The organism is Thalassoglobus neptunius (assembly GCF_007859735.1).
GTDB classification, from domain to species: domain Bacteria; phylum Planctomycetota; class Planctomycetia; order Planctomycetales; family Planctomycetaceae; genus Thalassoglobus; species Thalassoglobus neptunius.
Genome location: NZ_SIHI01000001.1, coordinates 2,768,049 through 2,789,030, shown reverse-complemented (window position 1 = coordinate 2,789,030; position 20,982 = coordinate 2,768,049). Strand labels below are relative to the sequence as shown.

The 20,982-nt window shown below is 52.3% G+C and carries 30 protein-coding genes and 1 tRNA gene; all 31 read left to right on the top strand.

The window, feature by feature from the left end:
• Window positions 1–3 precede the first annotated feature (3 nt).
• The 31 genes from KOR42_RS11085 (at window position 4) to KOR42_RS10945 (ending at window position 20,876) form a co-directional block, all read left to right on the top strand.
• Window positions 4–234, top strand: a complete 231-nt coding sequence (locus tag KOR42_RS11085; protein WP_146509688.1) for a hypothetical protein — start codon at window positions 4–6, stop codon at window positions 232–234.
• Between the two features lies 1 nt (window position 235).
• Window positions 236–1,105: a hypothetical protein gene (locus KOR42_RS11080; protein WP_146509686.1), complete on the top strand. Its 870-nt coding sequence runs from the start codon at window positions 236–238 to the stop codon at window positions 1,103–1,105.
• Window positions 1,106–1,141: 36 nt separating this feature from the next.
• Window positions 1,142–1,465, top strand: a complete 324-nt coding sequence (locus tag KOR42_RS11075) for a hypothetical protein (protein ID WP_146509684.1) — start codon at window positions 1,142–1,144, stop codon at window positions 1,463–1,465.
• A gap of 107 nt (window positions 1,466–1,572) precedes the next feature.
• On the top strand, window positions 1,573–2,340 hold the full coding sequence (locus KOR42_RS11070) for a hypothetical protein (RefSeq protein WP_231740852.1): 768 nt from the start codon (window positions 1,573–1,575) through the stop codon (window positions 2,338–2,340).
• A 33-nt stretch (window positions 2,341–2,373) separates the two neighbouring features.
• Window positions 2,374–3,927 carry a terminase large subunit domain-containing protein gene (locus tag KOR42_RS11065; protein WP_146509680.1) on the top strand — a complete coding sequence of 518 codons (1,554 nt, stop codon included), beginning with the start codon at window positions 2,374–2,376 and terminating at the stop codon, window positions 3,925–3,927.
• Between the two features lie 172 nt (window positions 3,928–4,099).
• Window positions 4,100–5,200: an AAA family ATPase gene (locus KOR42_RS11060; RefSeq protein WP_146509678.1), complete on the top strand. Its 1,101-nt coding sequence runs from the start codon at window positions 4,100–4,102 to the stop codon at window positions 5,198–5,200.
• 93 nt (window positions 5,201–5,293) lie between these two features.
• Window positions 5,294–5,647, top strand: coding sequence for a hypothetical protein (locus tag KOR42_RS11055; RefSeq protein WP_146509676.1), 354 nt, complete (start codon window positions 5,294–5,296; stop codon window positions 5,645–5,647).
• A 6-nt stretch (window positions 5,648–5,653) separates the two neighbouring features.
• Entirely contained in the window at window positions 5,654–6,001 is a 348-nt protein-coding gene (locus KOR42_RS11050; RefSeq protein ID WP_146509674.1) for a DUF2493 domain-containing protein, read from the top strand.
• A 40-nt stretch (window positions 6,002–6,041) separates the two neighbouring features.
• Window positions 6,042–6,368, top strand: coding sequence for a hypothetical protein (locus KOR42_RS11045; RefSeq protein ID WP_146509672.1), 327 nt, complete (start codon window positions 6,042–6,044; stop codon window positions 6,366–6,368).
• A 504-nt stretch (window positions 6,369–6,872) separates the two neighbouring features.
• On the top strand, window positions 6,873–8,276 hold the full coding sequence (locus tag KOR42_RS11040; RefSeq protein WP_146509671.1) for a vWA domain-containing protein: 1,404 nt from the start codon (window positions 6,873–6,875) through the stop codon (window positions 8,274–8,276).
• 121 nt (window positions 8,277–8,397) lie between these two features.
• Window positions 8,398–8,724, top strand: a complete 327-nt coding sequence (locus KOR42_RS11035) for a hypothetical protein (RefSeq protein ID WP_146509669.1) — start codon at window positions 8,398–8,400, stop codon at window positions 8,722–8,724.
• Between the two features lie 47 nt (window positions 8,725–8,771).
• Complete coding sequence (locus KOR42_RS11030) at window positions 8,772–9,056, top strand: hypothetical protein (RefSeq protein ID WP_146509667.1); 285 nt, start codon at window positions 8,772–8,774, stop codon at window positions 9,054–9,056.
• A 23-nt stretch (window positions 9,057–9,079) separates the two neighbouring features.
• Entirely contained in the window at window positions 9,080–9,583 is a 504-nt protein-coding gene (locus KOR42_RS11025; RefSeq protein WP_146509665.1) for a DUF262 domain-containing protein, read from the top strand.
• A 179-nt stretch (window positions 9,584–9,762) separates the two neighbouring features.
• Window positions 9,763–9,993, top strand: a complete 231-nt coding sequence (locus KOR42_RS11020; protein ID WP_197441061.1) for a hypothetical protein — start codon at window positions 9,763–9,765, stop codon at window positions 9,991–9,993.
• A complete protein-coding gene (locus KOR42_RS11015; protein WP_146509661.1) occupies window positions 9,980–10,234 on the top strand; it encodes a hypothetical protein in 255 nt (84 codons plus the stop codon). Before KOR42_RS11020 ends, KOR42_RS11015 begins: the two co-directional genes overlap by 14 nt.
• A gap of 24 nt (window positions 10,235–10,258) precedes the next feature.
• Window positions 10,259–10,900 carry a DUF1643 domain-containing protein gene (locus tag KOR42_RS11010; RefSeq protein WP_231740851.1) on the top strand — a complete coding sequence of 214 codons (642 nt, stop codon included), beginning with the start codon at window positions 10,259–10,261 and terminating at the stop codon, window positions 10,898–10,900.
• A gap of 30 nt (window positions 10,901–10,930) precedes the next feature.
• On the top strand, window positions 10,931–11,482 hold the full coding sequence (locus KOR42_RS11005; RefSeq protein WP_146509657.1) for a hypothetical protein: 552 nt from the start codon (window positions 10,931–10,933) through the stop codon (window positions 11,480–11,482).
• Between the two features lie 161 nt (window positions 11,483–11,643).
• Complete coding sequence (locus KOR42_RS11000) at window positions 11,644–12,552, top strand: DUF6744 family protein (RefSeq protein WP_146509656.1); 909 nt, start codon at window positions 11,644–11,646, stop codon at window positions 12,550–12,552.
• A 240-nt stretch (window positions 12,553–12,792) separates the two neighbouring features.
• Window positions 12,793–13,203 (top strand): hypothetical protein, encoded by a 411-nt coding sequence (locus tag KOR42_RS10995; protein ID WP_146509654.1) that lies wholly within the window; start codon window positions 12,793–12,795, stop codon window positions 13,201–13,203.
• 247 nt (window positions 13,204–13,450) lie between these two features.
• A complete protein-coding gene (locus tag KOR42_RS10990; protein WP_146509652.1) occupies window positions 13,451–13,936 on the top strand; it encodes a nucleoside 2-deoxyribosyltransferase in 486 nt (161 codons plus the stop codon).
• Between the two features lie 19 nt (window positions 13,937–13,955).
• A tRNA-Ser gene (locus KOR42_RS26585) sits at window positions 13,956–14,078 on the top strand.
• 162 nt (window positions 14,079–14,240) lie between these two features.
• Complete coding sequence (locus tag KOR42_RS10985; protein WP_146509650.1) at window positions 14,241–15,305, top strand: hypothetical protein; 1,065 nt, start codon at window positions 14,241–14,243, stop codon at window positions 15,303–15,305.
• Between the two features lie 793 nt (window positions 15,306–16,098).
• Complete coding sequence (locus KOR42_RS10980) at window positions 16,099–16,908, top strand: hypothetical protein (RefSeq protein WP_146509648.1); 810 nt, start codon at window positions 16,099–16,101, stop codon at window positions 16,906–16,908.
• Window positions 16,905–17,210, top strand: a complete 306-nt coding sequence (locus KOR42_RS10975; protein WP_146509646.1) for a hypothetical protein — start codon at window positions 16,905–16,907, stop codon at window positions 17,208–17,210. The genes KOR42_RS10980 and KOR42_RS10975 overlap by 4 nt, the downstream gene beginning before the upstream one ends.
• A 3-nt stretch (window positions 17,211–17,213) precedes the next feature.
• On the top strand, window positions 17,214–17,420 hold the full coding sequence (locus tag KOR42_RS10970; RefSeq protein WP_146509644.1) for a hypothetical protein: 207 nt from the start codon (window positions 17,214–17,216) through the stop codon (window positions 17,418–17,420).
• The gene (locus KOR42_RS26580) at window positions 17,417–17,554 is read left to right on the top strand and encodes a hypothetical protein (RefSeq protein WP_197441059.1); all 138 of its coding nucleotides are present in this window, start codon (window positions 17,417–17,419) and stop codon (window positions 17,552–17,554) included. Before KOR42_RS10970 ends, KOR42_RS26580 begins: the two co-directional genes overlap by 4 nt.
• Before the next feature lie 74 nt (window positions 17,555–17,628).
• Window positions 17,629–18,078, top strand: coding sequence for a hypothetical protein (locus KOR42_RS10965; RefSeq protein WP_146509643.1), 450 nt, complete (start codon window positions 17,629–17,631; stop codon window positions 18,076–18,078).
• Entirely contained in the window at window positions 18,075–19,004 is a 930-nt protein-coding gene (locus KOR42_RS10960; RefSeq protein WP_146509641.1) for a DHHA1 domain-containing protein, read from the top strand. Before KOR42_RS10965 ends, KOR42_RS10960 begins: the two co-directional genes overlap by 4 nt.
• 272 nt (window positions 19,005–19,276) lie before the next feature.
• Entirely contained in the window at window positions 19,277–19,600 is a 324-nt protein-coding gene (locus KOR42_RS10955; RefSeq protein ID WP_146509639.1) for a hypothetical protein, read from the top strand.
• Between the two features lie 78 nt (window positions 19,601–19,678).
• Window positions 19,679–20,044 (top strand): toxin-antitoxin system HicB family antitoxin, encoded by a 366-nt coding sequence (locus tag KOR42_RS10950; RefSeq protein ID WP_146509637.1) that lies wholly within the window; start codon window positions 19,679–19,681, stop codon window positions 20,042–20,044.
• 370 nt (window positions 20,045–20,414) lie between these two features.
• Window positions 20,415–20,876, top strand: coding sequence for a hypothetical protein (locus KOR42_RS10945; RefSeq protein WP_231740850.1), 462 nt, complete (start codon window positions 20,415–20,417; stop codon window positions 20,874–20,876).
• Window positions 20,877–20,982: the final 106 nt, after the last annotated feature.

The following is a 20,982-nucleotide window of genomic DNA, read 5'->3' as shown; positions in this document are numbered from 1 at the left end:
CCGATGAGTGAGCATGAAGTTGCTGTGGATGTGCTATTGCCATGTGAAGTGTCACCAACGGATCGATTCTGGAGCGTGGCTGTACGCTACTGGGACGTACATGGAAACCAAATCTCCATCACGGTTGACCGCAAGAATGAGCGACTGGTGCACAAGAACGGTCGCTACTTCTGGGTGGAGAGGGTTCGCGTTGAGCAAGGGGCTCCAGAACGAGCAAGCGTGAAAGGTGCGTGAAATGCGAGAGAGATCAGAGACGCCGGTGTTCATCCGGTACGGACTTGAGGAGATCGACGGCGAGCAGGTCTGGATTCCGTGGTCAGTGATGACCGAGGATGCAACCTACAATGCCAACTTCATTCGAGAGGCAAGAGATATTGCCTATCACGACGTCGGTTCACCTTACTTCGAGATTCACGATGTGAAGCCTGGGGAGGACTTGATCTGGTACGACGGCGAGACGAGCGACTGTAGCGGGAAGCTGGACGTCAGCCAGATTCCATCCGAGTGCCTGCTCGATGAACCGCTGGAGATCATGAACACTGGCGAATGGAATCCGTTCAAGACGGACGACTGGCAGTGCTACGGGGATCGTCCGACGACATACTGCTCGAAGTGCAACGATCAGATCGACGATGAAGAGCTGTGCCATCATCTGGTTAGGATGTCGTGGGGAGAGATCGGAGGGACTGGAAGCAGTGAGGTCTTCGAGAGTAACACTCGCGAGATGCTTCAGCGATTTGCGGGATGTCTCGGGTGGGAAGCAACGAGACGTCTGGCGGCGGCTCTGAGACGTCACACCTACGACTTGCAAGTTGACTCGATGCTGGACTGGATCACGTTCAGGTTCTCTGATGATCAAGCGGGTGCGAAGATCGTCAACGATGCGTTCGAGCGATGGGACTGGGACAGACTGGCCTATCAAGACAGGGACGAGGCAGACGGAGTACGGATTCTGTCAACGCTCTGGGCCGGATACCCAACCTACAATCACCAGACTGAACGGGTGGAGATGGAACCGGGCGGCATCGCCCTCACTCCGGAAGAGGATCGGAAGTACGCGGACTGGATGGAATCAGTGTTCGACGACTACGGAATTCAGCAATAGTTGCAGCAACAATCAGGCTTTTCAGAGGAGAGTCCATTGCACATTCTCAGTCTCGAAAGTTTTCGACGGGAGTCCATCTCTAAGATAGCCAAGAAAAAGGTCGACGAACTCTGTGATCAGATCAAAGCTGTGCCCGGTGTGAATGCGTATTGCGTCGTCTTGGACTTGGATGAAACCGGACCGTATGCATTTGTGGAAGAAGCGGACATGGAATTGATCTATCGTCACCTCGTGATCACGGCATACTCAGTGGCGGAGACGCTGAAGACTGACTATGGAGTCAGGGAGTTGGTTGGCTGCCGAGAGGTGCAACGCGCAGCAATTGACCTGCAACAAAGTTGCAACATTCCTGTAGAATAGCCTCGAAGCCACGCAATCGCATAAATCATCAAGCGGAAAGCAGGGAGGCGCAGCAGGTGCAGCAGCAGTCAAGTCATGCAGCAGGACTCTGTGGATCGAAGGTCAAAATGTCCGGCATCTGTGAAGAATGCGGACACAAAGGAGAGAGAAACGTACGCCACAAAGGTGTCTGCGAGAAGTGTGGCGGCAAGATGGTCTGCCGTGGAACGCCGATCAAGAACGGCAATGGACGCTGCCGAATGCACGGTGGGCACGCAGTTCCACCAGGTCCGGGACATCACACATACAAAGACGGGAAGCACAGCAAGCTGAAAGTGGTGACCGGCCTTCGTGAGAAGATTCAGCAGGAGATGGAGAACGCTGAGTTGATGAGTCTCCGTCAAGACGCCGCAATCTTGAACGTGCGGATTCAGGAATTGCTGGACGAGGTTGACCAGTCAGGCGCAACACTGAATGCTGAGAAGCTGCAATCTCTGTGGTTGAAGTACCAAGAGGCTGAGAAGGCAGGAGACGCAGACAGGTCGAAGCAGATTCTTCGTGAGATTGGCGACGTCATTATGGAGAACGCCAAGACTGTCGAGAACTGGAAAGAAGTGCAGAAGCTCATCAGTACGCGGAGATCGGTGGTCCAGGCCGATCAGAAGATCATGATCGAATCTGGAAGCATGCTGACGGCTGCTCAATCGATCCATGCTATGAATATGCTGTTGAATGTTGTGTTGCCGGAGATCACTGACAAGAAGGTTCTGAGAAAGATTCGCTGGCAGTTTGGATTGATCACAGGTGCGGCGCCATCGATGAACGGTGAAGACGATCCAGATCCCGTGGTTGATGTGGATTCTCAAGTTGTGGTTTCTGGGAAGCCTGAACGGTAGGTTGCTGTCGGATTCAGTGGGAGTTGTGTCTCGATGCGTTCGGCGATGCAGAAGGTGCACGGTGTTGATCGGCTCTACCAGTTCGCTCTGAACAGGATTGATCAGCTTTTGCTTGAGGATGAGGAAGTTGACGAAGACGTCTCTTCTGACACGGACGGAGAGATCCCACACGAAGAGCTCTTGGAAGCGATCAAGTCGCATCCGAAAGTCTTCCGCAAGCATCTGATGATCGATGTGGCCGGAGAGAAGAAGTCTTTCGGCGAAACGCTTGATCCGTGGCAGCGGGAAGATTTCGAGACAATGGACGCGGCATGGATGCAGGCTGCGAAAGTCTCTCGGAAGAAGCCGGAGAAACGACGGGCGTATCTGGAAAGACCGCGCGGGCATTCGAAGACGACAGACCAAGCGGTGATGATTCTCTGGGCGGTTCTGGCTGCACCAGTGATGATCAAGGGCTATGCGGCTGCGGCTGGGGAGGAACAGGCGGGGCTGCTTCTGGTCGCTGCTCAGGCGATCGTCGGAGAGAATCCGTGGCTGGAGCAGTTCATTCAGATTCAGGGGAGCAAGGTCAAGAACAAGGAGACGAAATCCTTCTGTCAAATTGTCCCGGCGAAAGCGAATACCAACTTCGGGCACACGCCAGACTTTGTGATCTGTGACGAATTGACGCACTGGTCAAACGAAAAGGTCTGGGGCACATTGTTCTCAGGTCTGGTCAAAGTGCCGACATCGGTGATGGTTGTGATCACGAACGCCGGGTTCGGCAAAGGGTCATCGTGGCAATGGGGTGTCAGGGAAAGATGCCGTCTGAATGAAAAGTGGCATTTCCACTCTCTGAACGGATTCGAGGCAAGCTGGATTTCCCCGGAAGACGTTGCCGAGCAAGAGACCGGATTGACGCCGGATGACTATCGACGTCTGATTCTGAATAAGTGGTTGCAGGGGAGTGCGACCGGAATTCCGTATCGAGAGATCGTGGCAGCAACCAGGCTCGCTGGGCCGAACGTGCAAGGCCAGCACGGCTACGATGTGATTCTTGGGTCTCTTGATTTGGGGATCGTTCACGATAGGGCATCCCTGATCTGGGTGGGGCTGAAATGTGGGCTCAGGACAATCGATCTCGTGGGTCACAGAACTTGGTATCCGAAAGACTTTCCAGAAGGGGAGGTGCAGATTGCCGTGGTTGAGGAAGCGATTGATCTGGATCGTCTGCGCTTCGGTGGTGTGGACTGTCTCTACGTCGACAACTGGCAAGCAATCGGATCAACGCAGAAACTCAGTGCTGTTGTCCGGTGTGAGCAGGTGGTTCACAGTTCTGCCAAAGTCCAGAAGCAAATGGCTGCTGACTTCCTGAAAGCGTTCAAGACGGGGCAGGTATCGCTGTACTACGATGAAGAGTTAGAACGCGACTTGAACTCGATCGGAGTCAAGACGAGCGATGAGAGCCGTTGGGTGAAGCTGGTCGCAGAGAGAGACGAGCATGGGCACGCGGATAGCGGTTTTGCACTCGCGCAGATCATTCTGATGGCGAATATCTGGATTGAGGAGATGATTGCGGAACTCGCAGAGAGTCAGGACAAGCAATGATCTCGCGAACAGGCGTAGAGAATTTGTCGTAATTCCGCCGATGTCCATCATTCGATAGTTGACGCGTCGTAAAAGTGCCGATAAACTGGATAAGTCGGCAAACGACAACCCATCTCTTCGGGGGACAGAAGAGCCGCCAACCGGGTGCGGAACTCGGAAAGGAATCAAGAGCATGTCTCAAGCTCACCAAAAGTTCGTCCAGCTTCACAAGGCACTGAACGCATCTCTGATTGAACGCGATGAAGAGATCGCTTGTCTGTTAGTGGCACTCGCAGCCGGGGAGCATCTGTTGCTTGTCGGGCCTCCAGGTACGGCAAAGTCAGCACTCTGCAATAGTCTGCTGGATTCTCTCTCAGGTGAGATCGCTTACTTCGAGCGGCTTCTCGGTAAGTACAGCAAGCCGGAAGAACTCTTTGGGCCTCCCAGTTTGAAGGCTCTGAAAGACGATCGGTTCGAACACAAGATTGAAGGATTCCTACCTTCGGCTCACTTGTCGTTCGTCGACGAAATCGGAAAAGCATCGCCAGCGATCATCAACTCTCTGCTGACGATCATGAACGAGCGGAAGTTCGACAATGGGCCAGACCGCATCGATTGTCCGCTTCGGATTCTGGTAGCGGCTTCGAATGAGTGGCCGGTCGGAGAAGGGTTCGAAACATGTGGCGCAATGTTCGATCGCTTCCTGTTGAGAAAAGCGGTCAGCTACGTGACGCCATTGTCTTTGAAAGACGTGATCTTCGCAGAACTTTCCAAGGTTCCGGAGATCCTGTCTCTGGAAGATATCGATGCCGCCGTGGCAGAGTCTGCATCGATTCCGTGGAGTGAATCCGGGAAGGAAGCGTATCTGAAGATTCTGGACCGGTTGAGAAGTGAGGGGATTCGGCCATCAGATCGAAGATGCCGAAAGTCAGCGAGACTGGCACGAGCGGCAGCTTGGCTGAGAGGTGCCAGTGAAGTTCTGCCGGAACATCTGGAAGTACTTCAGCATGCTCTCTGGGAAGATCCTGTGGAGCATCCGCAGAAGGTCTCGGAAGTTGTGATTGAGGTCTCGAATCCCGGTGCGAAGAAGTTGGCGCAGTTGTTGGTTGAGGCTCGCGAATTGGTTGAATCGGTGAACACTCGAAATGTGACGGGTGAGACTTACGGCCAACTCGCCAAGCTGACGGAAGTCTGCAACAAGCTGAGAGATCTTCCAGGGGACCGTGCGAAGGAAGCTCACGCGAAGATTCTGGGGCAGGCGAAAGAACTCAATCAGGCAGTCTTAAGGGCGTGAGGCATTCGTCTGGATGGGGTGGCAGTCGCATCGTTCGTCACCTTGGTGGCTGCTGCCCCGTCTGGTTTGTTCTGTTTTCACTGGGGGCGTTTGATGAGCAATCCATTCGAGTTGCAGATTTACGAGGGCTGGTGTAAACGCACTGCCAAAGAAGTCTTTCAGATCGATTCTCATTTGGGCGGCATCGCCTTGAATCTCGACATCTGCACAAATGATTGTGTGGAGGCTGTGCATCAGTATCTGATCGGCTATCTTTTTTGCCATGGATGGAAACCGGAGGAACCGATTGGCAGGGATTACAAGTGCTCAAAGTGGGTTCTTCGCCTGAAGGGTGCGGACCCACTAGCCTTGGAGGCCAAACCTCAGGATGATGGCTTACGTGTTCAATGCCACTTGCCCGGAGATCCGGGGAGGTACATCAGCATGGACATGGTTTACGTGGGGTGATATTCAATGCGGGTTCTGGTGACAGGCGGACGGAATTACAGCGATCGAGGACACGTCTTCGAAACGCTCAGTAAGATTCACTCGGAAACACCAGTCACTGAACTGATCCACGGAGCCGCAAGCGGTGCGGATTCACTCTGTGGAGAGTGGGCCAGGGCGAACGGGGTGAAAGAGACTTCCGTTCCTGCTGAGTGGTCGAAACACGGTCGATCGGCTGGACCGAAGCGGAACCGTAAGATGCTAGAACTGGAGCCGGACCTTCTGGTATCATTTCCCGGTGGCGCAGGGACAAGGCACATGACGTCCATTGCTGAACGGGCCCATGTCAGGGTGTTCTTCGCATCACAAGAATAGAACTGTTGAGTCTGACAACTAAGAGTTCGAGGAGAGTTAAGTGAGTGAACAGCATGTCGTCGACCGTTACGCAAACGCGGTCAAAGTTCGCGAGAAATGCCGCAATGAAGTTGAAGTGCTGCGAAAGAAGCTGATGCAATTCAAGAAGGTGTTTGATTCTGGGTGGAGAGAATTAAGTTTTCCCAATGACCATACGATGGCCCTTACAGAATTCACAATTCCGCCCGATGGAATTCCGACAGTCGACCAGTTTCGGGAGAAGATCGAGGCGTGGCAAGCAAGCGATCGTGAGTGCAAGGCAGCACTACAGTCAATGACAAATGAACAGAAGAACGTCATTAAAATTGCGGATGAGGATGCCAGGTAGGAGCTGGTGACGTCTGGACGACAATCGTCCATTTTGGCAGGCTGATTTTTTCGTTGCTGAGCAACATGGGAGGTTTATTGTGAAGACAACTGACACTGCCGAATCGATTAACTCAATCGCGAAGTCGATGAAAGACCCTCGTTTCAATGTGCGAGTCTTGAAATACGCACTTCCACCGAAGAGTCAATCGAGACATTTTATCGAACTGGAAAGCTTAAGTTTGATTTCAGTTGATTCCACGGCGATGGTGTGTCATCACCCAGAAGATGGATCAGCGTACATGGTAATTCCTTGGTCTAGCGTGCAATGGGTTGAGTTCTTTGATAAAGAAGCGTGATTCGACCGGACTGGATAGTTCGTAATTCTGGCGAAGTTCTCGGCTTTATTGTTGCTTCATCGGCAGAATGACGATAGAGTGTGGTGAAGCTGAAGTGAATTCAGCGCCCAAGTCTGAGGGGATCAGGCAACGCCAACCGAGGCGGAACTCGGAATGGATACTTCTCGATGGCTCTGGACATCAATCAAGTCTTGCAGACTTCTGATAGCGAGACGCGAACTGACAACCTACGCGTCTCTCCAACCTCACTCAAAGTTGATCAGTGGGGCTTACGCAAAGGCGTTGAACTCTACGAAGAAACCCAAGAACGGTTCTACGGTGGAGACGAGAAGCATCGCCAGCAATTTGACAGCGATGCGAGTGCTGCACTGACTCCTGAAGAGTGGGCAGACTGTCACGCGGCTCTGTTTGAGTCACGCCCAAAGCTGGCAGATCGTCCAGCGAATCAGCATCAAGCAGACTGGTTCCAGTCTCTTCTCGACACCGATGGCTACAAGGCGCTGCACAAACAGACGCGTGGAAACCTGTTGCTGGCAAAAGAGTCGGCAAAGGAGATCGGCGAAGAACTCGCCAAGTTTCTGGAACTGGATGCCGAGGAGACAGACGCCGTTGATGCGGCCGGTTCTGTGGCCAAAGCCATCAGGCGTGGCAAGCGAGCGGCGGACGACGCAGCCGCCACGATCAGAGCATTGGGCGGCGGCTGCGGTGTCGGCCAGGGATACGGTGCAGAACTCGATAGCGAACTGATGGCAGGCGTCTTTGAACGCGTCCGCAATGATGAGACGCTGCGAGCCATTATGGATTCAGCGGGCAAGTTTCGACGTGTCGCGCAGTCGATGCAGCGACGGAAGACGGTTCACGGAGTTGATGACGTTGTCGGTGTGACGATCGGCGGAGACATCCCGGAGCTCTGCCTTCACGAGCTTGCTGCTCTGGTGAATGAGGAAACAGAGCTCTTGCAGCTCTACAAGATCGCCACGGAAACGGCGATGCAGCGGGACTATCAGGGCGTGGAGCCAGTCGGCAAGGGACCGATCGTGGTCGTCGTTGACGAAAGCTCGTCCATGAGCAAGACGAAGAAACCTCAAGCCGGGGATCGTATCGTCCAGGCGAAAGGGCTGGCTCTGGCCATGGCTTGGATTGCCCAGAAACAGAATCGGTGGATTGCCTTCGTGGGATTCGCAGGAGGCAATCAGGGAAACACTCTGGCGATGGCGCCGGGGCAATGGGATCAGGTCGCTCTGCTCAACTGGCTGGAGCACTTCTACGCAGGCGGGACAACTCTGGACGTTCCGATCAGAGAGTTGCCGTACACGCACTGGCCTCAGTGGAAGTTTCAGGGGATGCCGGACGGGAAATGCGACCTAATCGTTGTGACTGATGGTGAGCTTCGTTGTTCAGATGCAGAAGCGGAGCGATTCCGCGAGTGGAAGCAACGCGAGTCAGTGGTCAGTTTCGGCATCGTGATCGGTGCCAGCATTTCGGAGTTCTCGAAGATTTGTGATCAGCTTTTCTGTGTAGCTGATCTTTCCGTGGAAAGTGAAGGGGTAGGGGAGGTGTTCAGTGTCTGATCAGGAAGATTCAAAGGTTCTCCGGGAGATGGCTTCCCGGATGGTTGGAAATGGGACGCACCACGAATTCCGGGAGTTGGTGTTCGGGAAGATCTACCGAGAACTCTGGAACGAGTGGGTCTTGGGACGTCTGACCCTGCTGATCGACTGGGAGGGGCCGTTCTCGAATGAGGAGTGCTTTGAGAAACAACTGGAGATCAAGTTTCCGCCGAACGACGCGCTGAACGCCGCGTTCTTCGTCGAGAGCTTGAGGAGAGAGGCGTCGGAGATCCGCGAGAAGATCGCTCGGGACGTCGTCGATCGTCTGAAGCGGGAGTATCAGAAGGAGTGGGGGATTGCAGTGATCATCCGGGCTGGGGTGTATGACATCTTTCAGTCCGAGAGGGTCAGTGTCGAGTTTTCGGTCGTCTTGGAGGTCGTGGACGAGAACGCTTTAACCATCAGTTGAATTGAACAAGTTCGCCGGGACTGATCCGGCAAGGGGGGGAAAGAGTCATGAGCAAGCGGAACGAATTCAAGCTGACAGCAGATCAGATTCAGGATCTGCGAGTGATTGAGCACATGGCAGAGCGCGGCATGCAGGCGCTGGGCCGGGAGATCGACATCAGGAATCAGACTGGGGAGTCGATGGACTCTCCGCGAACTGACAGTCTGATTCAGGGGCTGGTCGATATCGGCATCGCGCTGACAAAGCTGAGAGAAGACATTCTCGCAGAGATCACTATGGAAGAACCTGTTGCGGTCGAAGTCAGTCGTCTGGTCTTTCCGAGCGAGAACTAAACAGAAGGGGGGGAGAGGAAGCGATGGGTAGGCTTGAACGCTTGAAGTTGCAGCAGACGAATCGGCCGATTGATTGTCTGTCACACTGGGTCAGAGAGGACGCGCTCTATCTTGACCCACCGTATCAACGGGGCGAAGTCTGGGGACTCAAGCGGAAAACAAACTTCGTCTATTCGGTCTTGATCGGAGTGCCGATTCCGTCACTGATCGTCAACGACAGGATGGGAGCAAACTGGCCGGACGATTACAGAATGGCGGTGATCGACGGGAAGCAGAGGATCACGACATTGCTCGGATTCTTGAGCGGGACGTTCTCAGTACCGGGTGAGTGGTTCGGAGACGAACGGGAGGAAGCTCGCTTCCCGGAGTTGTCGATCGTCTCGCAGCGAGTGTTCAAGAACATTCCGATTCCGGTCTCGGAAGGCCGGTTGCCGACGCTGGAGGATGAAGAAGAGGTCTTTCGACTCGTCAACTTCGGCGGTCTAAGACAAGGGGAGACGGACTTGAACGAAGAAGGAGAAGGCTGAGATATGAACCCTCACGAACGATTCAATCGAATGATCAAACGAGCGGAGACGAATCTTAAGTTCGCCCGTCTAATGGCTGAACGTGGTCCGGTGGATCTGGATCGCCCAATTTGGGTGATCCAGATCAAGACTTTATCGGACTGTGCTATCGAACTCCGGATATGAAACGGAATCAGCGGGTGGTGTACTTTCCATGTAATGGCGTCTCGATCCATTACGACGAATCTGGAATGAATCTGGATGCTTACAGGTACATCAAGGAAATTCTCTGTCAGGCCGAAAGATGCGACTGCGAGTCGCTGTTGACGGGAGACTTCCGAGAACTAATGGACCGGTCGGTACAAGTTCAACGCCAGTGGGAATACATCCAGAAAAACAAGGAAAGCGAGGCCAAGAATGGAGACACGTGAGAAGGTGGTGGTTTACAGTCTCGGACAGAGTGCCCAATTAAGACTTCCGGGTTGCTACGGAATCGAGGTTGTAATTACAGGGGTGATGTTGGACCTCGCAGGGGACACGACATATCGTGTTGAATGGTTCGACGAAGAGATCAAACGAGAGTGGGTTTCCTATCAGTTTCTCTCGGAAGTGGAAGAAACAACTCTCATTGAGATGGTGCCAATCAGTCACACAAGGCACGTTGTAGAGTGATTCTGTAAGACATGAACTTCGCATGTGAAAGGCAACGCAACGATCAGCGGATTGATCGAAGGAGAGACGGCAATGCTAATGCCAGTGCTTGAAGAGATGGCGGTGGACTACAGTGAATCCGAACCGGAAAACAGCCCATATTCGATTCGCGGCTTCAGTGAACCGGGAAAGGTCTCGTGTGCTGTCTACGATCGGGCAACACGAGAGCATCGCTTGTGGTTGAGCCGCGTCTGGGATGAACAGCTACCGATCGTGGCGTACATCGGCCTGAATCCCAGTACAGCCGATGAGAGGCACAACGATCCGACAGTTGGCCGTCTTCAGAAGCGAGCTAAGAAGCTGAAGTACGGCGGCTTCATCATGCTCAACGCATTCAGTCTGCGCAGTACCGACCCAAGGGGGTTGAAGAGCGTGGCGGAACCGAATCTCCCAGAGAATGACGAGTTCATTCGCCACGGGTGTGAAGTCGCTGACACCGTGGTCTGTTGCTGGGGGACGCACGCGAAACTGTTCGATCGGCACAGCGAACTGATTGAACTTCTGAGACGTCTGGGCAAACCGGTTCACTACCTGGGAGAAACACTGGAAGGCTTCCCGAAGCATCCGTTGTATTTGCCGTACCGTGCTGGGTTTGTTCAGTGGGATCTGGCTCAAGTCGCTGTTTAATTGGGAGATTCAGAAGTGGATATAAGTTCATTGTCTAAAGTGTTGCAGCGTGAGTTTGAAGAACTGGAGAAATGGTCGTTTCTGAACCCATTGATTCAGGACTCGAACGACGGAATTGATCCGAGTCCAAGACGATTTGGCGGGATGTTGAGGTCGATCAACGACGATGATGAAGCCTACCGGCTTGATGCACTGCGCATACTGAAGGGGTGTTGGAAGGAAATGGAGAAGACAGTGTTCAGCGCACTGCACGTTCATGGATCGCCCGTTGAAGATCACTACCCGCCAGACGAAAAACGGCTCATCTTCGTGCGGCCAGAAAACCGCTGCGAACTTCTGGAAAAGCTGCATCGATACACTCCCACGATCAACAAGAACCTGACAGTGATTGGGACACGATTGATGGCCGATCGTGACAGGAAACCATTCAGCATTCATCCCGACGAATGGAATCTGCATGTGGGGTTTCGTGTTGCCAATATCGTCGACATCATCCGGAAGAACAGCGAGTTGAATCGCGGCCGGGAATGGTTCAGGAACAGGGTTCAACTTGAATTGCTCTTCAACCTCGTTCGCGAATAGCAAGACGAAACTTTCGCAATTTTGACGAATCCGTTTAACCCACAGTTGATTCGTCGGCGTTTTCACGATACCATCGTTGAGTCGAAACAACCTTCGGCAACGCAAACCTGAGCGGATCAGGAACGCTGGTCAGTGGCGCATACTGACAGGAGATGCTTTTCATGACTGAGACTTCAACTCTCTCTCTCGGTGAAATCGTAACCTGGACTCCACCAACTGTGGTTGAGTTCTCTCTTCTCAAAGAGGCCGTAGCACATGCGGGTCTTGACTCCAAACTCTTGACTGAGATGCTTCCACGTCATGCGTTCGCCAGAGCCGCGAACAGGCTGGAAGAGAATCGCATCGTCCGCAAGGTGGACGAAGATTCAACACTGATTCGCTTTCAACTTACTTCCGAGTTCTTGGACTCGGAGAATCATGAACTGCACTATCACCGGGAAGCGACGGTCTCAGTGCAGAAGAAAACGGGAATCGTCGAGTCAGACGTGTCAGAAGTTGCTGCCCGAATCCAGTCTCTTTTGGATGCGGAATTGAAAGTTCGCAAGTCGGCAGACGTTACTCGTTTGATTCAGCGGATCTTTGACAAGCACTCAGGAGACTTGGTGAGCATTCGTGATGCAGGCGGTGCTTACTTCGTGCCATCGAATCAGGAAGAGATCGTTGTTCGGGTGTCTGATTTCCTCGTCAAGATCGACGGCAAGTTGCGTCGGTTCAAGATTGGGGCGGCTGACGAGTCGACCAGTGGCTCAATCGCAGATTCGATGACTGATCACTTTCACAAGCTGATCAGCGACTTCAGGGGCACGCTGGAGATTGTGACGCCAGATAGCTCTGAATCGGTTCTTCGTCGTCGAAGAGACCGGATTCAGGAGCTTCGTTTCAAGCTGTCCACATTTCGGGACATGCTCCAAGAGAACGCTGATGGGATTCATTCAGCGTTGAATGAGGCAGAACAGGAGTTCGGCAACCGTCGAACCGGTGAATCACTGAGGGTGCATCAGCCCGAAGTGGCGGAAGATGAATCACAGGTTGAGTCGGAACCAGTGGAAGAACTGGCGTTGTCGTTCTGAGAATACCTGAATAGGGCTTCTAACCGTGATGTAAGCACGGAGCGGAGGTTTGCCTGTCGTAGACCGTGGAGAGACGACGCGATGGCACAAAGTCCACGGACGCTGAAGCCCGCTATGCGAGGGGTGACACGCTCTAGCCCGACTGGATTCCTGTCAATCCGGTTTGGCCCGGTCTAAGGAGTTCGAGCGTGACAGCCGGGAGAGACCGGCACCTTTTAGAACATAACAACGGAACGATCGATGGAAGCTGGATTTGTCGTCGCTGAAGGTACTGACATAAGCGCCATAGAGAAAGTATTCCCTGATCTATGGGAGGATGAAGGGTACGGAGAGGGAGTGCGTTCGTATGTTTGCGGGTCGTCTTCTGATGAGCATGACAGTGACGGATCAGACGCAGATGGCAACCCTGAGTGGATGTCATTTGATGAATGCGTCGAGTTCTGTGGATTCGTCGAAGGCGCAATTCCTGAGACTACAGCATACATCGAAGGAAACGGGCCGTGGGCGATGTCAATGATTCGTCGAAAGAATTTTTCCCGATACTCCATGACTGATCCAGAGGTGAAGGAGCACATTCAAGTGAGCAATCGCTATTGGGCAGCATTCAAGAGAGGCAAGACGGCTGCGGAAAAGGTCAAGACGCAAGAGTAGCCAGCCATCAACCGTCTGGCCCGGACGATCAATAGCCCGCCTTTGTGCGGGCTTAGGGCATTGAAAGAGTTGGTTTTATTCGACCGGCAGAGTTGACCACGAGAAGGAGCGGTTCGATGTAAATTCACATGACACGTCCATCAAACACGGAGATGGAAGATGTTCAATTCGTGGCACACTCAGAGGGAGCCGGATACCAAAAAACTCCGGCAATTTTTTAATCTCACACTTAACAGGGAGTCTCATTATGTACGATTCGGTTTATCTTGCGGCACGTTATTCAAGGCGTTTGGAGTTGTGTGAATACCGCACAGCACTTGAGGCGAATGGCATCAAGGTCACAAGTCGTTGGCTGAATGGGTTTCATCAAATTGGCGACGATGGAACGCCCATCAACGAAGAAGGCGAAGCGCTTGTCGAAGAGGGAGACAACGGTTCTCGAACCGAGCAGTCTGCGAGATTGAGACTTCACTTTGCAAATGAAGACGTTGCTGATGTTCGTTCGTGCAACGTCTTGATCGCCTTCACGGAACCTCCACGATCATCTGCCTCGCGAGGAGGACGTCATGTCGAACTTGGCATGGCTCTTGGAATGGGTAAGCCTGTTATCGTTGTTGGTCACAGGGAGAACATTTTCTGCTGGCTGGACTGCGTGAAGTTTGTTGAGTCGTTCGAGGATGCTCTTGTAGAACTCAACCGACTCCAGCCACAGAAGTCTTTTGTAGCACCATAGGTAATTGAAACGAGCGTTCGACACCGTGGCGGAATTGGGAACGCCTAGAATGAAGGATGGACAGAAAGTAAGGCGCAGGCTGTAGCAGTCCTTCACAGGTCACTGAGTCGTAGTGTTGCAGGTTCGAATCCTCTCGGTGTCGCTGAGTTCGTTTAACTTGTCAGTAAAGATCGTGATTTTTACGAACAACCATAAATCTTTTGATCGATTCATGTCTCGGTGTCGTTTACACTGAGACAACTTTTCTTTATCGGCGTTCAGCCAAAGGGTAATGCAGGCCCGATCTGCATGGGAGTCTGGGGAAATGTCGACAACCGTCGAAGACAAACCAAAGAACATCGTTGCTGTTCCGGAACTCAAAGTGAGCCGTCGAAACTTCAACGAACTCACGAGTGAGAAGATTAAGGAACTCGAAGACAAGTATCTTCCACTCACCTGCAAGGGTGCAGACGATGACGCCGGGTACAACCTGGTGCATCCCGCATGGCAAGAAATGAAGAAGCTGCGGCTCAGTGTTGAAGAGACTCGCAAGGCTCTCAAGCAGCCTGCTCTGGACTACGGACGCAAGGTGGACGCAGTTGCCAAACAGATCACGGCTGAACTGAAGCCGATCGAAGATCACCTCAAGTCTCAGTACGACGTATACCAAGAAGAAAAGAAGCGAATCAAAGCGGAGAAGGAAGCGGCTGAACGTGCTCGCGTTCAAGAGATCGTGAACAAGTTCGCAGAAGTCGGATCGGTTGTTGATCCTCGTGAAGTCGGCCTGTGGTCTGAAGAGTACGTTCAGCAGAAGTTCTCAGAAGCCGAAGCAGCCTTTCTGGAACGTCAAGAGGCAGCACGGATCGAGAAGGAACGACAGGAAGCTGAAGCAAAGCGTCTCGCTGAAGAACGTGCTGCGATGGAAGCTGAGAAGGCCAAGCTCGAAGAAGAGAAGCGAGCAGCACAGGAAGAGTTCCAGCGACAAGAGGCTGAACTTGCCAAAGCGAAGGAACAAGCTGAAGCCGCTCGGAAAGAACTCGAAGCGATCGAGCAAGAGAAGCGGGATCGTATCGAAGCCGATCAGAACGCCGTTCCAGAATCGTCCGAACACGTTGATGCTGAACTCGCTGAAGTTGATGACGTTGTTCAGGAAGCTGCTCAGAGTCTTCCGGGGTCGATTGTGGAATCGGAGTACGTTGCCGTCGAAGAGCCGATCAAGGCGGAGTACAGAGACTCCAAGCTGAAACTCTTGCAGTGGTTGGACACTTTGGATTCTGAAGAGGCTCCAGAGGTTCAGGCGGGATTGCCTTCTGACGTTGCCATGAAGCTGGAGTCGATGCTTGCTGAGTGTGTCGGAGAAATGCGTGACATGCTTGCTCGCGTTCTGTGATTCGAGGTTGTCATGACAATTCTATATCGATGCGAAGAGCACGGAGAGTTTCGGGAAAACATATGCCCGGAATGTCAGTCTGATATCCCAGTGAGCAGACACAGAACTTTGTGGAATGTCATTCTGAATCCAATTTTGCGATTCGTGTTTGGAGTTCACATTGTGAGTGTCTTTGATGACGACTGGAAACTTATTGGATATCGGATTCAACGAGTCCAGTGAAGCAAGAGGCGCCTCTGTTTTCGATGCCTGTGCGAGTGGCTTCATCAGGTGTTGTTGTCGGCGCAGGGGCGTCTCTTTTTGTACCTGACAAAAAGGAACTGAGCGGTGATGCTCCACAATTTCATTCTTGCGGAAAAAGTTGAGATTGCATGGGTGGTTGAAGTTGCCACTCAGTATGAATCTCAGTGTGTTTTTGCAGTTTACAATGATCGTGAAGAAGCAAGTCAGGTGACTCAATATCTCAATGAAGTCCCGACAGTCTCACGAGGGGATTATGGGTGGGATGAGGCTTATTTCAGACCAGTTCTCAAAGGTTTGAATCTGCACCCACCTAAAGGGATGAGGCACTTCCAGGTTGTAATCGACGAGAGAACGTCGGTTACTTGCAAAAGACTTCCGGGACGTATTTGGTCAGACCTAACAGTGTGGACGAATGACGGACCAAGTATCCAGAGCGAATTCTACGTGGACGCTAAGTGTGAATCCGATGCGATTCGTTTGGCGAGCGATCACTTGAAGAGAGTGAAAGAAGTTCACGCGAATCGCGAACAGATCGAAAAGGACTGTTGAGATGAGTGAACGACTGAAAGCGTTGAAGGATGTTCGGTGGCTGGCTGAATTGGTCGTGGCCTCTGTTCGTGACAATCTTGGACCGGTTGGGGATTGCTTCGCCAGTCCCATGTTGAGTGGGATTGACCGCTTGATTGAAGAAGCAGAACAGGCGGAAGTTCCGGAGAATGAGAACTCGGAAGCCGATCAGGGGAATTGTGATCGGGACCCCATGAGTTTTGAAGTCGGAGACCGGGTTGTCGTCCGCGATTTAGTTACTCCATGGGGGACCAATTACGCGAACTTTGGTCCGTTCGTTCTCAGGATCGGTCACTTTGGTGTTGTCGAGAGCACGGAATTCAAAGCTCCCGGATTCGTTCACTTTCCGGGAGTCAAGTGTCTCGGCGTTCGAATGGAATCGGACGGAAGTTTGCAAGCGTTTCCGTCGTTCGTGTTGCGTCGAGTTGAGAAGGTAGAAGAACCGGAAAGTCCGGCCGAAAAACGGAGGCCAGTCCCCAAGCCACGCGAGCCTGTTCCAAGGCCAGACGGTCTGAAATTGCCGCCTTCGTTTCGTTTGATGGAAGGTGAGTACAAAGTGGTGGAACCGGAGAATCCCGTTGAAGTCATGACGTCTGAGCACAAGGAGAAGAGAGGGTTCTTCTCACGAAAGGCAAAGAAGGATGCCATCGAATACTACGACTTGTCGCCTCGTGTGAAGGCGGCTCTGGACCGTGTTCTGGGATCTGTACGCACGGTGATTGACGACAAACCTGAACCGGAAGTTGTGGAGCTTCTGACAATTCTTGGTGACAAGCTGGACGAACAGAAATGAGCGAACCCGTCGAACTAGAAGCATGGAATCCACCGAAGTTTGTCGGTGACGATCCAGTTGTGCGAAAGGGGCTGGCTGAGAGGATCACTGCACTGTTTCATAGGGAAGACGGTGTGGAGATTTGCGATGAGGACTCGGAACTCTTGAGGCTAATGCTGAGACCTTACATCACGTTGTGCGACGTGAAACTGAAAGATGCCAAAGAGGAGTGCACTTGCGGAGCAGTCAAGGTGGAGGCTGACGACGTGTGGTGTTTCATGAGTGGGCTCTTCATCAGCCAATCACCTGAAGGTCGAGGATAATCAATGAACGATGTGGAGACGGAAAGAGGTTTCATCAATCGCTTAAAGCTGAGCCTGATTCGCGGTCAGATCAAACTGATTGACAGTGAGATCGCAGCTTACGACCGCCAGTGGAACCACAAGCGAAGCAAGAGTGACCTGATTGAAGATCGAAGCCGACTCATCGATGAGGAAAGGGAGCTACTGAGTGAAATGGAGGGCGCACAATGAAAGTCATCATGTGGCTTCTGTATTGGTTCTTTGCGATCTTCGTGGTGTTGCTGCTGTGCATTCTCCAGATTGAAGACGTGGCGGCACACAATGCTAAGTACGACAAACTTCGAAGGCGTGCCCGGTTTCGTTAGTCAACGATTCGGGCTTTTTCTTTACCAGCGGTCCGAGGTAGTTAAGACCGCTTTTCCAACTGAGGAGGATGAAGATGTTTGGTTCAAGAACCAATGATCGAATCGAAAAGCTCACCGGGGAAGTTTCCCATATGAGACAGCAGGTCGACAACAACAAGAACGTGCTGGCTGTGGTGTTCAATGAAGTGACGTCTCTGAAAGACAGTGCGAACAAGTATGCGTCTCAGTCAGTGATAAAGAGTGAAGACTCGTGCGATGAAAAAGGAGCAGCGCTTCTGGCGAAGATTGCAGGGGGCGGATTCCCCGATGGAATGCTCGTGTGCGTCGGCAAGACTGTCGCAACAGTGAAAACTGTTCGTGAGGCGATGGAAGGTTTTCACGGAAAGGTCATGCACGTGAGAACATCCGGAGAAATGGAGGAAGCAGTCGAAACTGTGATTCGGAAGCACGTCACAGCTTCGAACACTGAGAAATACAAGGCGAGGCTGGAGGAATCCCGTAAACAGAACGGAGAGTCCGAATGAGACCAATTGACGCGGCCGCGCGGAAGCGGCAAGTAGAAGGAAGACGGCTAAGGGAAACAGGCAGGACTCAAAGCCGTGAGAAGCCATCGAATCCACTTGTGATCTATCATGGTGGATGTCATGACGGATTCTGTTCCGCATGGCTGGCGAACCTGGTGTTCGAAGATGCTGAGTTCTTCGCAGCGAAGCATGGAGATTCACCACCTGATGTCGCAGGTCGAAATGTGATCGTGGTCGACTTCAGCTATCCCCGTCTGGTGATGGAAGAAATGTACGATCAGACGGAATCGCTGATTGTTCTGGACCATCACAAGTCAGCAGAAGAGAACCTGAGAGGGCTTCCGTATTGTGTCTTTGACATGGAAAAGTCTGGTGCTCGGCTGATGTGGGATTGGCTTGTGCAGAATGGTTGGAGTATCCCGCATGTAGGTGTCGAGAAGATTCCTTGGATTGTGGCCTATGTCGAAGATCGCGACTTGTGGCGGTTCAATCTGGAGCACTCCAGAGAGATCAATGCTTGGCTGAGATCGTTTCCGATGGAATTCGAAACATGGTCGGACATGGCAACTCACGGCATCTTCGATGGTGATTCCATTGTGGAGTCCGGGGCTGCGATTCTTCGATCGGAGAAACAGACCGTTGCAAGTCACGTCAGGAACGCGAAGCCGGTGAAGGTTGCAGGACACGAGATCTTGGCCGTCAATGCGACAACTCTGTTCAGCGACATCGCCGGAGAACTTGCAACCGATCGTCCATTCGGGATGGCTTACTTCTTCACTGGTGAGAAGTTCGTGTTCAGCTTGCGCAGCAAGCCAGACGGGGAAGATGTCTCTGAGATTGCCAAACAGTTCGGCGGTGGTGGACACAAGCACGCAGCGGGCTTCCAGTTGTCTCCAGAAGACGGAATGAAACTGATTGCTCAATAATTGACCAGCACTCCAGTGAGAGAGTCAGGTGAGCCTGAGAACGGCTCTCTCACTGTTGAGTCTGGCAAGTTTGCACAAGCAATGCGCAAGGCGATTCTGAAGCCTGAACTGCCTGGATGTTCTTCGATTCAATGGCAGTTCTCACTGAGAAATATTTTCGGCAAAAACACGAAAATGATATCGCATGCAGTATTGACGCATGCAACTACCGGCGGTATCATGACCTCTGTCATCAAGACACTGTTCATTCACAATTTGGAAAGGAGAACTCGATGAAGGTCACAACCTTTATCCCGATTCATCGAAACGATGGATCACCCGTCAGTCCCGAAGAACTCCAAGAGATTTCCCGGAAAGTCTGGGAAAGGTTTGGGGGGGCAACTCTCGAAGGGAGAGTTGAAGGGCACTGGGTCGACGAGCAAGACGGTCAGCACTATCAGGACACAAGCCTGAAACTGACAGTTGTCTCGGAACCAGAGCGGTTGCCAGAACTCGAACAACTTGTTCGGGAGATTGGACGCCAACTTGACCAGAAGGCCATGTACTTCGAAGTCAAGTATTTTGACGGGGTTCGCTTCCTGCGAACGGACGAGTGAAGATGACATCCGGGAGGGGGTGGTCCCCTCCCGGACCTTTTCTCCTTTTCGAATACAAACAAGGAATTGGGGTAGGAAATGACAGCACAAGAATCAGTAGAGCAAAAAGCACTCGACCGCGCGAGGAAAGTGGCAGCGAAGTCTTCCAACTGGATCGAATTCCATAATGCCCTCTTTGGCATTGGCGGAATCATGGGAGAACTCTTCCCGTCTCAGACGGAGAGGACGAGATTCTCGAAGACTCACGAGTATCAGGAGATCTGCAAAATGATGGAATCGATGCAGGGTCCGGAGGTTGATGAGTACAGTGGAAACTTCGCGTTGAGGCTTCCCAAGAGTCTGCACAAGGCGTTAGCTGAAGAGGCAAAGATAGAGGGTGTCTCGCTGAACCAGTTGTGCGTGGCGAAGCTCGCTTCTCAGTTGCGATCCGTGGTAAGCTCGTAGTTGCCGGGCGAGCATCCTTTCCGTGAAAGAATGTCTTGATGACAACCCGGTACAGTCCGTCAGGGAAACCTGGCGGACTGTTTTTTTATTGGTGAAGTGGTGTTTTGGAGAGTCGAAACGTCTCTACCGAGGCCATTCTCATAAAGATTCGTGACAAATAGTGATGATCTGAACCTTGCAACCTTCGTATTGAACAGTAGGAAGAACGCGAGGGAGGGCCAATCTCTTGTGAGCGGCAAAATGTCGGAGGCCGCGGAGTGTTGACGCTGGTCCGCTGTGGTGGATACGGTGTAACCTCATATGACAGGCAGACTTCGATTGTCGAGGTCGCAGGAAGACAAGAGAGGATTGCGATATGGAGACCATCGCAATGGATCGCATTACGCTCCGTCAGACGGACGGAAGACCAGTAGGATTTACAGGGGAACTGATCGCAGAAGTTCCAGGACCGGAAGATCCGGGGAAGTATGCCCGCTGGCACGAATTCAAGCTATATCGGATGGAATCTGGGAAGTACGTTGTTTTGATCAGCTTTCGTACGACGGCAGTTTACGGCGGTAGTGGATTGAAGGAAGAATCACACGATGACGTGTTCGTGTGTGAGGATGCTGACGACGTGACAAGCCTTCTGACGGGTTTTACAGAAGACGACAAAGAGGACGATCGATACGACCCGAATCAGTATTTGGTTGGGTTCCCCGTTGGTGTGCAGGACTACGAAAAGAAACAAGAGCGTCTGAAGGATCAGATTGCAGATTCCTATGGAGTTGGTGTTGGACAACTGCTTGCTGAAGCTGGAATGCACGATGACGGCTTCGTCGAAGAACTGTGAAAGAATCGGGCGCAGGTTATTCAGTCGATTGAAGGCAGAGAATCAAATTGCCAGCGGACAGTTCTGAGTGTAAGTTTATGGATCAATCTGTGTGGGCTGATCTTTA